Genomic DNA, 12853 nt, shown 5'->3' with positions numbered 1-12853 from the left:
TTCTGAAGAGCCGCCCGATGCAATTGACCCGTCACCTTGATGCCAACGCCACCCTGGTTTCGCTGATCGAACCGCTGGCGCTGCGCGATGGTTACAGCCAGACCGGGCTGCCGGGCGTGCAGGTGTTGCGCGCCAGTTGCGACGTCGCCCGTGGCCCGCACATTTATGAGCCGAGCCTGATGATCATCGCCCAGGGCAGCAAATTGGCGTATCTGGGGCCGCGCACCATGGAGTACGGCGCCGGGCATTACCTGATCCAGGCCTTGCCGGTGCCGTTCGAGTGCGAGACCTATGCGTTGCCGGATGCGCCGTTGCTCGGCGTATCGGTGGCGATCGACCGGGTGCTGCTCGGCGAACTGGTGCTGGCCATGGGGCTGGCGCCGGGGCGGCATATTCCGGCGCAGACCCCGGAGTCGATGACGTCGGTGGTGCTCGACGATGACATGCGTGGTTGTGTCGAACGCTTGCTGCGTTGTCTGCACGATCCGCTGGAATGCCAGATTCTCGGCCCGGCGCGGGTGCGGGAGTTATTGTTCGTCGCGTTGCGCGGTCCCCAGGCTGATGTGCTGCGGGCACTGGTCGAGCAGCAGGGGCAGTTTGCGCGAGTGGCGGCTTCGATCAGTCATCTGCATGCGCATTACACCGAGCCATTGAATGTCGAGACATTGGCCGGTTGCGCGAACATGAGCGTTTCGACCTTTCACGAACACTTCAAACGCAGCACGTTGCTGTCGCCAGTGCAGTACCTGAAGCGTTTACGTTTGTTGAAGGCGCAGACGTTGTTGATCGCCGAAGGACTGGGCGTGGCGCAGGTGGCGCATCGGGTGGGGTATCAGAGCACGTCGCAGTTCAGTCGCGAGTACAAACGCTATTTCGAGCGCAGTCCAGGGGATGAACGCGCGGCTTGATCTTTTACAAAACGCAGGCAACAAAAAGGCCCCCGTTTCGGGAGCCTTGATGTTCAGCGGTTCGACTTACATGTTCGGGTAGGTCGGACCGCCGGCGCCTTCCGGCGCAACCCAGGTGATGTTCTGCGAAGGGTCCTTGATGTCACAGGTCTTGCAGTGCACGCAGTTCTGGGCGTTGATCTGGAAGCGCTTCTCGCCGTCTTCCTTGGTGATCACTTCATACACGCCGGCCGGGCAATAGCGCTGCGCCGGCTCGTCGTACAGCGGCAGGTTCTTGCTCAGCGGGATGGTCGGGTCGGTCAGTTTCAGGTGGCACGGCTGTTCTTCTTCATGGTTGGTACCGGAGATGAACACCGAGCTCAGCTTGTCGAAGCTGATCTTGCCGTCGGGTTTCGGGTAGTCGATCTTCTTGCAGTCGGCCGCGAGCTTGAGGCAGGCGTAGTCCGGCTTGGTGTCGTGCAGGGTGAACGGCAGTTTGCCGCCGAAGATGTTCTGATCCAGCCAGTTGAAACCGCCGCCGACGATGGCGCCGAACTTGTGGATCGCCGGGCCGAAGTTGCGGCTGGCGAACAGTTCTTCGTAGAGCCAGCTCTGCTTGAAGGCGTCGACGTAAGTGGTCAGCTCTTCAGTGCCGTCCTTGTCAGCGAACAGTGCGTCGGCCACGGATTCAGCGGCGAGCATGCCGGACTTCATCGCGGTGTGGCTGCCCTTGATCTTGGCGAAGTTCAGGGTGCCGAGGTCGCAACCGATCAGTGCGCCGCCCTTGAACACCATCTTTGGCAACGAGTTCAGGCCACCCTTGCAGATCGCGCGCGCGCCGTAGCTGATGCGCTTGCCGCCTTCCAGATATTGCTTGAGCACCGGGTGATGCTTGAGGCGCTGGAATTCATCAAATGGCGACAGATAGGTGTTGCTGTAGGAAAGATCGACGATCAGACCGACCACCACCTGGTTGTTTTCCAGGTGATAGAGGAAGGAGCCGCCGGTGTTCTCGGTGCCCATGATGTCCATCGGCCAACCGGCGGTGTGCACCACCAGGCCTGGCTGGTGTTTGGCCGGGTCGATTTCCCAGATTTCCTTCAGGCCGATGCCGTAGTGCTGGGCGTCGGCGTCGCTGTCCAGGTTATAGCGCTTGATCAGTTGCTTGCCGATGTGGCCACGGCAGCCTTCGGCGAACAGCGTGTACTTGCCACGCAGTTCCATGCCCGGGGTGTACAGGCCTTCTTTCGGATGACCTTCGCGGTCGACGCCGAGGTCGCCGGTGATGATCCCGCGTACCACGCCGTTTTCATCGATAAGTGCTTCCTGAGCGGCGAAGCCCGGGTAGATTTCCACGCCCAGATTTTCCGCCTGCTGAGCGAGCCAGCGGCACAGGTTGCCGAGGGAAATAATGTAGTTGCCTTCGTTGTGCATGGTCTTGGGCACAAAGAAGTCAGGAATTTTCTGCGCGCTTTCGGCGTTTTTCAGCACGAAGATGTCATCGCGGGTGACGGGCGTGTTCAGCGGGGCGCCGAGTTCTTTCCAGTCCGGGAACAGTTCGTTCAGGGCCCGTGGTTCGAATACGGCACCGGACAGGATGTGCGCGCCGACTTCGGAGCCTTTTTCGACCACGCAGACGCTGATTTCCTTACCGGCTTCGGCGGCCTTCTGCTTCAGACGGCAGGCGGCGGACAGGCCAGCGGGGCCGGCACCGACGATGACCACGTCGAATTCCATGTATTCGCGTTCCACAGGCTATCTCCTACTCAAGGCTCAACAGTTTTTTTTCTAATTTGGAGGTTCGGTGTCGTATCCGTTATTGCCTTTACGTTAACGTCAAGGGTAATAATGGGCAAACCACCTTTCTCTCTAGGCGGCGCATTATATCTACACCACTCTTAGCGTCCAATACAAACGTTTGTTTGAATTGGCTCCAGCCCAGAGAAATCAAAGAAGCGCGGCTTATGACAGGGCATTTTGGCGTATTGACCAGAATGGGCGTTCCGGTCAAGATACGGGCGGTTTTGCGCTCGCCGTAGGCTGAATGGTGGTTTCAAGAGCACCTCTAAAGACAGGGCGTAGGCGGTAACCGGTGATGCGCAGCGCAAGTTTGGCGCGCAGTTTACACACCGCGAGGCGGCATGACTCGTCGGTCACGACTGACGAACGGTCATCCCGCTCAGCCGACGTTTTTAGAGGTGCCCTTGTGCCCGATGAGCATCAACCGCCAGGTTCGCCTAGGCGACTTTCTTTTCACCGGAGAGTAACGAGGAATCCATGAAGGTTCTTGTAGCTGTCAAACGCGTTGTGGATTACAACGTCAAGGTTCGCGTCAAGGCGGACAATTCCGGCGTAGACCTCGCCAACGTCAAGATGTCGATGAACCCGTTCTGCGAAATCGCAGTGGAAGAAGCCGTACGCCTGAAAGAAAAAGGCGTTGCGACTGAAATCGTCGTCGTCTCCATCGGCCCGTCCACCGCTCAGGAACAGCTGCGTACCGCACTGGCTCTGGGTGCCGACCGCGCCATCCTCGTCGAATCCGCTGAAGACCTGACTTCCCTGGCCGTGGCCAAGCTGCTCAAGGCCGTGGTCGACAAGGAACAGCCTCAGCTGGTGATCCTGGGCAAACAGGCCATCGACAGCGACAACAACCAGACCGGCCAGATGCTCGCTGCACTGAGCGGCTACGGTCAGGGTACTTTCGCCTCGAAAGTCGAAGTCTCCGGCGACAGCGTTGCCGTGACCCGCGAAATCGACGGCGGCGCGCAGACTGTCTCCCTGAAGTTGCCAGCGATCGTCACCACCGACCTGCGTTTGAACGAGCCGCGTTATGCGTCCCTTCCAAACATCATGAAAGCCAAGAAGAAGCCTCTCGAGACGCTGACTCCGGACGCTTTGGGCGTTTCCACCGCCTCCACCAACAAGACCCTGAAAGTCGAAGCGCCGGCTGCACGCAGCGCGGGCATCAAGGTCAAGTCGGTGGCTGAACTGGTCGAGAAACTGAAAAACGAAGCGAAGGTAATCTAAATGACTATCTTGGTTATTGCTGAACACGACAACAAAGTGCTGGCTCCGGCCACCCTGAACACCGTGGCTGCTGCTGCCAAAATCGGCGGCGACATCCACGTTCTGGTTGCAGGCCAGGGCGCTGGCGCCGTGGCTGAAGCCGCTGCGAAAATCGCGGGCGTGAGCAAAGTCCTGAATGCTGACAATGCCGCTTACGCGCATCAGTTGCCGGAAAACGTTGCTCCGCTGGTTGCTGCTCTTGCCCATGAAGGCGCGGGCGCTGGCTACAGCCACATCCTGGCTGCCGCTACTTCCAACGGCAAAAACATCCTGCCGCGCGTTGCTGCCCAGCTGGACGTTGACCAGATATCCGAGATCATCTCGGTCGAAAGCGCTGACACCTTCAAGCGTCCGATCTACGCCGGTAACGCCATCGCTACCGTGCAATCGACCGCTGCGATCAAGGTGATCACCGTACGTGCTACCGGTTTCGACCCGGTTGCCGCTGAAGGTGGTTCGGCTGCTGTTGAAGCGGTTGCTGCTGCTCACAACGCCGGCACTTCCAGCTTCGTCAGCGAAGAACTGGCCAAGTCCGATCGTCCTGAGCTGACCGCTGCCAAGATCGTCGTTTCCGGCGGCCGCGGCATGCAGAACGGCGACAACTTCAAACACCTGTACGCCTTGGCCGACAAGCTGGGCGCTGCCGTCGGTGCTTCCCGTGCAGCGGTCGACGCAGGTTTCGTACCGAACGACATGCAGGTCGGCCAGACCGGCAAGATCGTTGCGCCACAGCTGTACATCGCCGTCGGTATCTCCGGCGCGATCCAGCACCTGGCCGGCATGAAAGACTCCAAAGTGATCGTTGCGATCAACAAGGACGAAGAAGCACCGATCTTCCAGGTGGCCGATTACGGCCTGGTGGCGGATCTGTTCGAAGCCGTACCTGAGCTGGAGAAGCTGGTCTAATCCGGCTGCTTCACTTATAAAGAGCCCGACCTTTTAGTCGGGCTTTTTTTTTGTCCGGGATTTGAGTGGGAGCGTTTCGCCATGGATCTGCATCGTCGGTTGAGCTGCTCGTGGTTGCTGGGGCTGGCATTGTTGCCGGGCCTGTCAGTGGCGGCTGGCAAGTGCGAGCGGCTGGTCGTCACCGGCAGCCCGGATGCACCGCCGTACCTCTGGCAGGATCCGCAGAACCCCAAACAACTGATCGGTGCAAGTGCCGATCTGTTGCAACAGGTGGCCAAGGAGTTGGGGATCAAGGTCGATCTTTTGTACGCCGGCAAGCGCTCCCAGGCCCTCGATGAAGTGCGCAGCGGGCGCATGGACATGCTGGCCGACGCACCGCTGACCTTTAATGAGCTGGAAAACCTCGACTACATACACCCGCCGTTACTGGAAAACGATTACCTGGTGTGGACGCGCAAGGGGTCGACCCTGGTCTACAGCGAAGCCAAGGACCTGCACGGGCATACCGGCGGCTTGTCGGAAAAGTCTCGAATGACCCCGGCATTTGGCGCTATCGCCGAGCAGCAATTGACCCTGACCCGTACGGCAAACCTGACCCAGGCGTTTCAGAAACTTCTGCTGGGCGAAGTGGAATATGTACTCGCCGGTCGCTACTCGGGCATGGCGGCCGCGCAGGCCTTGGGCATGGCCAACGATCTGCTGGCCTTCGAACAACCCATCGACCGGCCCGGTCTGTTCCTCGCGGTTTCGCACAACTCGGCCTGCAACGATCCGTGGTTGCGCGGACAGCTGGCCAAAAAGATGACAGAATTGCCCGCGTCCGGCCTGACGGAAGCCGCGCTGCAACGCAACATCGAGCGCTGGAAGGCGCAGCAGCAACAGCCGCCGCAACCACCTGTCAGCGCCCCAAAACAGTAGGGATTCTTAGTGAGTAATCGACTTCTTTTCGCGGCCATGGCCGTTCTGGCCCTGGCCGGTTGCGCCAGCGATCCTGCACCCAACGAACAAATGCGCCTGACCGAGCAGGCCCTTGAGCAAGCCAAAGCCGTGGGCGCCACCGCCGAAGACGTGCCGGAGATGAAACTGGCCGAGGACAAGTTCAACCGGGCCAAAGGCAGCATGGCGGGTGAGTCTTACAAGAATGCGCGGATGCGCTTCGAACAGGCCGAACTCGACGCACGTCTGGCGGAAGCCAAAGTCCTGACCCGCAAGAGCGAAGAGCAAGTGAACGTGCTCAACACCCGTATCGTCCGACTGCGCAAGCAACTGGGGGATGCCCAATGAGCCTGAAGTCCAAAACTCTCGGTGCTCTGATCCTCGCCGGTTGCGCCAGCCTGTACGGCTGCGCCGGTCAGCACAGCGAATCCGCATTGCAGCAGGCCAGCACCGACTTCCAGAAGGTCAAGGAAGATTCCAACGTGCTGCGTATCGCGCCGAAAGACGTGATCCGCGCCGGTGAGTCGCTGGCCCGTGCCGATCGTCTGTCGACGTACTGGGGCAGCGGCTCGGACGTGGTGCATTACGCCTATCTGAGTCAGCGCTACAGCGAAATCGCTCGTGAGCATACCAACCAGGTGCTCAACGAAGAGCGTGTGGCGAAGCTGGAACTTGAACGCCAGCGCCTGCAACTGGCCCTGCGCGAGTCCAAGCTGCTGAGTGTGCAACAGCAGGGTAAATGGCTGGAAGAACAGATCGTTGCACTGGCCACTACCCAAACCGACCGTGGCCTGGTGATGACCCTGGGTGACGTGCTGTTCGACACCGGTGAGGCCGAACTGAAAAACTCTGCCAACCGCGTGGTGCTGAAGATCGTGCAGTTTCTGCAACTCAACCCGAAACGCATCGTGCGGATCGAGGGTTACACCGACAGCACTGGCGGCAAGCAGGAAAACCTCAAGCTATCCCGTGACCGTGCGCAGTCGGTAGCTGACGTGCTGACGGACCTGGGCATCGACGAAAAACGCATTCAGGTCGAAGGCTACGGTGATGAATATCCCGTGGACGCCAACGCTTCCGAGCGTGGGCGTGCGCAGAACCGTCGAGTGGAAATCGTGTTCTCCGACGAAAAAGGCCAGCTCGGCGCCGCCCGCTGAGGGTGGCGTTACTGGAAAGCCCGGGCTGTCAGGCAGCACCGGGTTTTTTTACGTCTGTCGATTACCTCACAAAGCAGTACAGATTTAACCGACACAGCACTGTATGGTTGACTAATATGGCAACTGTCCCAGTACACTTCCAAACTGTTCCGGTATTGTTTCACACAAGAATAAAACGCCCGTGAAATCGAGTGCTGCGTCATGACCAATCTCTTGCTCTACCAACGTATTGCTCAACAGCTGGCCGAAGATATCCGCCGTGGCGTCTATCAACCGGGCGAGCGCGTGCCTTCGGTGCGCAAGATGAGTTCGCAGCTCAACGTCAGCCATGCCACGGTGTTGCAGGCTTACGCCAACCTCGAGGATCAGGGCCTGATCCGTGCGCGGCCGCAGTCCGGCTACTACGTGCACCAGACTCCCGCACTGACGGCGCCCACGCCAGACATCGCCCGGGTCGAGCGGCCAGGCCTGGTCACCCGCAGCAGTATCATTCAGCAAGTGCTGGTCGAATCCCGTCGTGAAGGCGTGTTCCCGCTGGGGGCGGCGGTGCCGAGTGTCGATTATTTGCCGGTGCGGGCCCTGCATCAGCAGTTGGCCAAGGTCACCCGCTTTCACAGCCCTCGGGCGTTCAGCTACATGTTCAGCCCCGGTTTCGAGCCGCTGCGCCGGCAGGTGGCGATCCGCATGCGTGATGCAGGCGTGGTCGTTGACCCTTCGGAAGTGGTGATCACCCACGGCTGCGTCGATGCGTTGCAGATGTCGTTGCGGGTGCTGACCCGCCCCGGCGACCTGATCGCCGCCGAATCACCGACCTATTACGGTCTGTTGCAATTGGCCGACCTTCTGGGCCTGAAAGTCATCGAGATCCCCAGTGACCCCGCCACCGGCATGAGCCTCGAAGCCCTGCAACTGGCGGCCAATCAATGGTCGATCAAGGCGCTGGTGCTGACCACTCGCCTGAGCAATCCACTCGGTGGCACCATGCCCGAAGAGCGCCAGAAACAACTGCTGCGCCTTGCCTCGGACTTCGATATCCAGATCGTCGAAGACGACATCTATGGCGAGTTGATGTTCGAGCAGGGTCGCACCAAGTCGCTCAAGGCCTACGACCGGCTCGATCGAGTGATCTATTGCTCGAGTTTTTCCAAGACGTTATCGCCCGGTGTGCGCATCGGCTGGATGATCGCCGGCAAGTACCAGCAGGAAATCCAGCGCTTGCAGACTTTCAGCACCCATTCCGCGTGCAGCGTCACCCAAATGGCTATCGCGGCCTACCTGGAAAACGGCGGCTATGACCGGCATTTACGGTACATCCGCCAGGAATACCGGAAAAATCTCAGCGCATTCCAGCTGGCGGTTCAGCAGCACTTTCCCGAAGGCACACAGATGACCCGGCCGACCGGCGGATTCATTCTGTGGGTCAGCCTGCCGGGACGGGTCAACACCCAGGAATTGCACGTGCGGGCGCTGCAACAGGGCATCAGCATTGCGCCGGGGTTGATCTTCAGCAACACCGAACAGTTCAACCACTGCATCCGGTTGAATTGCGGCATCCCGTGGAATCGCGAGGCGGAACGGGCGCTGATGACCCTCGGCATGTTGGCCACCCAGCTCTGCCAGGAGATGGCCGGCGGATTTTGAACCAATGGCGGAGCTTGTCATGTGACGCCCAACAAGCGAGCATATGGCCCTCTGCCGTTAGCTTCGTTGGGTTCATGAAAGCGAAATTTTCTGCCGTCTGGGTTGTGCTCTGCCTGCTGATGATGGGTCAGGTCCCTGGCGCCATGGCGGCTCAGGAAAAGACGCCGGCGACTGCCACGGCAAAAAAACCGGTCACGGCCAAGAAAACCGTTCAAGCGAAAAAAACACCGCAGAATAAGGCTGCTCCCGCCAAGAAGCGCGCCCCGGTAGCCTCCAAGTCGAAATCGGCGAAGGAGGTGGCCAAGACGCCGCTGCCGCCTGCGAAGCTCGATTTGAGCCTGCCGAAAGACATGGTTCAGGAGTTGAAACCTCCCGGTTCCGTGACGCTGCCCAAGCGCGATCCGGTCCTGCCGCAGATGTTTGGTGAAAAAAACAGCGGGTTCCAGCTCAACGGCCGTTTGCTCAGCAACGAAATGCAGCTGCAACTGCGCAATGAGGAGCGCCGCGAAGTCGAAGGCGCGGCACTGGATTTCGAGTTCAAGCAATAAATCGTCCCCATCGGTGACCCGCAGACCAGACGCTTTGTCGGAGACTGGTCAGTCACTTTCGTTTCTGCGTAAAAACCCCGGTTCAGGCAATTTAAAACAGCCGTTTAAGCGGTTACCCTGTTCCGCGTCCCTTTAACACATTGCCCGCTGCGAGGAACGCGTCGTCATGAAATGCCGTGAAGGCTGTGGCGCCTGCTGCATTGCCCCTTCCATCAGTTCGCCGATTCCAGGCATGCCCGATGGCAAACCTGCCGGTGAACGCTGCGTGCAGTTGTCGGTCGATAACCTGTGCAACATTTTCGGCCGACCGGAACGTCCGGCGGTCTGTTCAGGATTCAAGGCCGATCCCGAAGTCTGCGGCAGCAGCCAGGAAGACGCGATCAGACTGCTCGGCTGGTGGGAGCAGATGACGGCGGCGTGATGTGTCAAACGAACGGAACTTCAACAATAAGGAATAAGACTATGGGTTCGCTGCATCGTATCGCTGTGTTGTGTGGTTTGACTGCCGCGCTGGCCACCTCGGTTGCCCAGGCTGAAGACTGGAAAGTCGCCAAGAACGAGGACGGCATCAAGGTCTCCCTGAGCGAAGTGCCGGGTTCGGACTACAAGTCTTATCAGGGTGTGACCGTGATGAAGACCACCATTGCCAAACTGCGCGCCTTGCAGGAAGACGTGTCCGGGGCCTGCGCATGGATTCACGAGTGCAAGACTCAGAAACTGCTCAAGCACGAAGGCGACCAGAGCTGGACCTACACCCAGTTCAATACGCCATGGCCGGTTACCCCGCGCGACTCCATCCTGCATGTCACCACCGTTGAAGGTGCCGATGGCAGCCTGACCCGTAATCTGGAAGGCGTGCCGAAATACCTGCCTGAAGAAAAGGGCTTTGTGCGGGTCGCTCAGGTCAAAGGCTTCTGGAAGTTCGTGCCAAAGGGCGATCAGGTTGAAGTGACCTATCAGGTTCACACCGAGCCGGGCGGCAGCGTGCCTTCCATGATCGCCAACAAGTTTGTGGTCGACGCACCGTTCAATACCCTGAGAGCCTTGAAAGAACGCGCCGAGAAGTAAACATCGCGTTCATCTGTAAACGCCCCGAAGAACTCGGGGCGTTTTGTTTTCCAGGTTTATTGTGTTTCCGAATATGCGTTGAACGAAATTTTCACAAAGTCTCCAAGACAATTCGCCCGCGCTGTTTGTACCTGTCCCGCGGCGCTGTGCCTTGAATGAAAGTGTCCGGCAGCGGGTACTAATCAATGGCAATGCCGCCGGTGATCGTGCAACATTTGCGCTCCGCGCAAGCCCCGGGGCCTGGAATGGCCAACAGAGGGCAGGGCGCAGCTGAATTTTTGCAACTTCAACTTCCAATGGGTCCTAAAACGACATGGCAAACCCGGACGCCCTGAGTCAGCAGCGATCTTCCAGTCGCCTGCTGCAACCGACCGTCAAATCGCATCTGGCCTACACGCTTCTGTGCGCGCTGGTCATGATGGTGATGTTTTCCGTGCTGCGCCTCGCGCTGCTGGTCTACAACCGCGAGATGATCCTCGACACCCCGGCCTCGACTTTCCTCGAAGCCTTCGCCAACGGCCTGCGCTTCGATATTCGGCTGGTGGTGTACGTCTGCATTCCGCTGGTGCTGGCGCTGTTCAGTGCCCGGGCCATGGCGGCGCGCGGGTTCTTCCGTCTGTGGCTGACCGTTGCTTCGAGCATCGCGCTGTTCCTCGGCCTGATGGAGATGGACTTCTATCGCGAGTTCCACCAGCGCCTCAACGGCCTGGTGTTCCAGTACGTGAAGGAAGACCCGAAAACCGTGATGAGCATGCTCTGGTACGGTTTCCCGGTGGTGCGCTACCTGCTGGCCTGGGCCGTGGGCACGCTGATCCTGACCCTGGCATTCAAGGGCGCCGATCGTCTGACCCGTCCGCGTGGCCCGTTCAGCGGTGGCAACGTCGGCACCCGTCAAGTGGCGCCCTGGTATGCGCGTCTGGCGGTGTTCGTGGTGTGCCTGCTGATCTGCGTGGTGGCGGCTCGCGGCACCCTGCGTCAAGGCCCGCCGCTGCGCTGGGGTGACGTTTACACCACCGATTCGAACTTCGCCAACCAGCTCGGCCTCAACGGCACGCTGTCGCTGATCGCGGCGGCCAAGGACCGGATGGGCGAGGATCGTGACAACATCTGGAAAGCCACGCTGCCGCAGGATCAGGCGCAGAAAGTGGTGCGCGAGATGCTGGTGATGCCGGACGACAAACTGGTGGATGCCGATATTGCCGCCGTGCGTCGTGAATACACGCCGCCTGCCGACAAGACCCTGCCGATCAAGAACGTCGTCGTGATCCTGATGGAAAGCATGGCCGGTCACTCGGTGGGCGCACTGGGCGCGCCGGGCAACATCACGCCGTACCTCGACAAGCTGTCGAAGGAAGGCCTGCTGTTCGACCGTTTCTTCTCCAACGGCACCCACACCCACCAGGGCATGTTCGCCACCATGGCGTGCTTCCCGAACCTGCCGGGTTTCGAATACCTGATGCAGACCCCGGAAGGCAGCCACAAACTGTCCGGCCTGCCGCAGTTGCTCAGTGCGCGTGACTATGACGATGTCTACGTCTACAACGGTGACTTTGCCTGGGACAACCAGTCCGGTTTCTTCAGCAACCAGGGCATGACCAACTTCGTCGGCCGTAACGACTTCGTGAACCCGGTGTTCTCCGATCCGACCTGGGGCGTGTCCGACCAGGACATGTTCGACCGTGGTCTGGTGGAGCTCAAGGCGCGGGAAAACGGCAAGCCGTTCTACGCGCTGCTGCAGACCCTGTCCAACCACACGCCGTACGCCTTGCCGACTCCATTGCCGGTCGAACGCGTCACCGACCGTGGCCCGCTCAACGAGCACCTGACCGCCATGCGTTACGCAGACTGGGCGCTGGGCCAGTTCTTCGAGAAGGCTCGCAAGGAGCCGTACTTCAAGGAAACCCTGTTCGTCATCGTCGGCGACCATGGTTTCGGTAACGAGCGTCAGATCACCGAAATGGACCTGGGTCGCTTCAACGTGCCGATGCTGATGATCGCACCGGGCATCCAGGAAAAATTCGGTACCCGTGACCACACCGTGGGCACCCAGATCGACATCGTGCCGACCATCATGGGTCGCCTCGGTGGCGAAGTGCGCCATCAGTGCTGGGGCCGCGATCTGCTGAACCTGCCGCAGGGTGACACCGGTTTCGGTGTGATCAAGCCGTCGGGCAGCGAGCAGACCACTGCCATCGTCACCGCTGACCAGATCCTGGTACTGCCGAAAGAGAAGGAAATGGCGCCGAAGATCTACCAGTACCAACTGGGCGCGAATCCTTCTGCTGAAATCATTCCGGATGCACCGCGCACTGCCGAGCTGAAACTCAAGCTCGAAGCGTTTCTGCAAACGGCCACCAAGAGCCTGATCGACAATACCGCCGGTGTGGTTAACGGCAAGCCGGACTGATCAGTCGGCACAATAAAAAAGAGGCCCTTCACAGGGCCTCTTTTTTTTGTCGGTCAAACAGTCATATCCGACCGAGTAACAACAGCACCAACAGGACTACCAGCACTACGCCGATAATGCCCGAAGGGCCATAACCCCAACTTCTGGAGTGCGGGAAGACCGGCAGACCACCGATCAGCAACAGGATCAGGATGATGATTAGAATTGTGCCCATGTCTATTTCCTTGTTGATAGTGT

Annotated in this window: 13 protein-coding genes; 11 read left to right on the top strand and 2 right to left on the bottom strand. The window is 59.5% G+C overall.

Features of this window, described 5'->3' with window-relative positions; genetic code table 11:
- Positions 1–17 precede the first annotated feature (17 nt).
- Positions 18–908 (top strand): AraC family transcriptional regulator, encoded by an 891-nt coding sequence (locus K3819_RS21215; protein WP_074688074.1) that lies wholly within the window; start codon positions 18–20, stop codon positions 906–908.
- Positions 909–974: 66 nt separating this feature from the next.
- Here K3819_RS21215 and K3819_RS21210 read toward each other — a convergent pair whose 3' ends face one another.
- A complete protein-coding gene (locus K3819_RS21210; protein ID WP_221397893.1) occupies positions 975–2639 on the bottom strand; it encodes an electron transfer flavoprotein-ubiquinone oxidoreductase in 1665 nt (554 codons plus the stop codon).
- A gap of 525 nt (positions 2640–3164) precedes the next feature.
- Between K3819_RS21210 and K3819_RS21205 the strand changes: the two genes are divergently transcribed.
- From K3819_RS21205 to K3819_RS21160, 10 genes are all read left to right on the top strand, one after another.
- Positions 3165–3914 carry an electron transfer flavoprotein subunit beta/FixA family protein gene (locus K3819_RS21205; RefSeq protein WP_007950859.1) on the top strand — a complete coding sequence of 250 codons (750 nt, stop codon included), beginning with the start codon at positions 3165–3167 and terminating at the stop codon, positions 3912–3914.
- Positions 3915–4859 (top strand): electron transfer flavoprotein subunit alpha/FixB family protein, encoded by a 945-nt coding sequence (locus K3819_RS21200; RefSeq protein WP_085612148.1) that lies wholly within the window; start codon positions 3915–3917, stop codon positions 4857–4859.
- Positions 4860–4940: 81 nt separating this feature from the next.
- On the top strand, positions 4941–5777 hold the full coding sequence (locus tag K3819_RS21195) for an ABC transporter substrate-binding protein (RefSeq protein ID WP_221397892.1): 837 nt from the start codon (positions 4941–4943) through the stop codon (positions 5775–5777).
- Between the two features lie 9 nt (positions 5778–5786).
- The gene (locus K3819_RS21190; RefSeq protein WP_172829501.1) at positions 5787–6143 is read left to right on the top strand and encodes a DUF4398 domain-containing protein; all 357 of its coding nucleotides are present in this window, start codon (positions 5787–5789) and stop codon (positions 6141–6143) included.
- The gene (locus K3819_RS21185; protein ID WP_064598489.1) at positions 6140–6952 is read left to right on the top strand and encodes an OmpA family protein; all 813 of its coding nucleotides are present in this window, start codon (positions 6140–6142) and stop codon (positions 6950–6952) included. The genes K3819_RS21190 and K3819_RS21185 overlap by 4 nt, the downstream gene beginning before the upstream one ends.
- 201 nt (positions 6953–7153) lie before the next feature.
- Entirely contained in the window at positions 7154–8593 is a 1440-nt protein-coding gene (locus tag K3819_RS21180) for a PLP-dependent aminotransferase family protein (RefSeq protein ID WP_039770612.1), read from the top strand.
- A 74-nt stretch (positions 8594–8667) separates the two neighbouring features.
- The gene (locus K3819_RS21175) at positions 8668–9141 is read left to right on the top strand and encodes a translation initiation factor 2 (RefSeq protein WP_221397891.1); all 474 of its coding nucleotides are present in this window, start codon (positions 8668–8670) and stop codon (positions 9139–9141) included.
- A 166-nt stretch (positions 9142–9307) separates the two neighbouring features.
- The gene (locus K3819_RS21170; RefSeq protein WP_007950870.1) at positions 9308–9562 is read left to right on the top strand and encodes a YkgJ family cysteine cluster protein; all 255 of its coding nucleotides are present in this window, start codon (positions 9308–9310) and stop codon (positions 9560–9562) included.
- A 41-nt stretch (positions 9563–9603) separates the two neighbouring features.
- A complete protein-coding gene (locus K3819_RS21165; protein ID WP_085612152.1) occupies positions 9604–10209 on the top strand; it encodes an START domain-containing protein in 606 nt (201 codons plus the stop codon).
- A gap of 313 nt (positions 10210–10522) precedes the next feature.
- Positions 10523–12616: an LTA synthase family protein gene (locus K3819_RS21160; protein ID WP_064598484.1), complete on the top strand. Its 2094-nt coding sequence runs from the start codon at positions 10523–10525 to the stop codon at positions 12614–12616.
- A gap of 61 nt (positions 12617–12677) precedes the next feature.
- On the opposite strand, the gene K3819_RS21155 is transcribed toward K3819_RS21160, so the two are convergent.
- Positions 12678–12836, bottom strand: a complete 159-nt coding sequence (locus tag K3819_RS21155) for a DUF3309 family protein (protein ID WP_169432680.1) — start codon at positions 12834–12836, stop codon at positions 12678–12680.
- Positions 12837–12853 lie beyond the last annotated feature (17 nt).

It is taken from the genome of Pseudomonas sp. 3-2 (assembly GCF_019710535.1).
Classification (GTDB): Bacteria; Pseudomonadota; Gammaproteobacteria; order Pseudomonadales; family Pseudomonadaceae; genus Aquipseudomonas; species Aquipseudomonas pharyngis.
This window is presented reverse-complemented; position numbering and strand designations above follow the sequence as displayed.

What these genes read in the sequence shown, in the direction of transcription:
- K3819_RS21215 (WP_074688074.1), top strand. Translation starts at nt 18, where the DNA reads ATGCAATTGACCCGTCACCTTGATGCCAACGCCACCCTGGTTTCGCTG.
- K3819_RS21205 (WP_007950859.1), top strand. Translation starts at nt 3,165, where the DNA reads ATGAAGGTTCTTGTAGCTGTCAAACGCGTTGTGGATTACAACGTCAAG.
- K3819_RS21200 (WP_085612148.1), top strand. Translation starts at nt 3,915, where the DNA reads ATGACTATCTTGGTTATTGCTGAACACGACAACAAAGTGCTGGCTCCG.
- K3819_RS21195 (WP_221397892.1), top strand. Translation starts at nt 4,941, where the DNA reads ATGGATCTGCATCGTCGGTTGAGCTGCTCGTGGTTGCTGGGGCTGGCA.
- K3819_RS21185 (WP_064598489.1), top strand. Translation starts at nt 6,140, where the DNA reads ATGAGCCTGAAGTCCAAAACTCTCGGTGCTCTGATCCTCGCCGGTTGC.
- K3819_RS21180 (WP_039770612.1), top strand. Translation starts at nt 7,154, where the DNA reads ATGACCAATCTCTTGCTCTACCAACGTATTGCTCAACAGCTGGCCGAA.
- K3819_RS21175 (WP_221397891.1), top strand. Translation starts at nt 8,668, where the DNA reads ATGAAAGCGAAATTTTCTGCCGTCTGGGTTGTGCTCTGCCTGCTGATG.
- K3819_RS21170 (WP_007950870.1), top strand. Translation starts at nt 9,308, where the DNA reads ATGAAATGCCGTGAAGGCTGTGGCGCCTGCTGCATTGCCCCTTCCATC.
- K3819_RS21165 (WP_085612152.1), top strand. Translation starts at nt 9,604, where the DNA reads ATGGGTTCGCTGCATCGTATCGCTGTGTTGTGTGGTTTGACTGCCGCG.
- K3819_RS21160 (WP_064598484.1), top strand. Translation starts at nt 10,523, where the DNA reads ATGGCAAACCCGGACGCCCTGAGTCAGCAGCGATCTTCCAGTCGCCTG.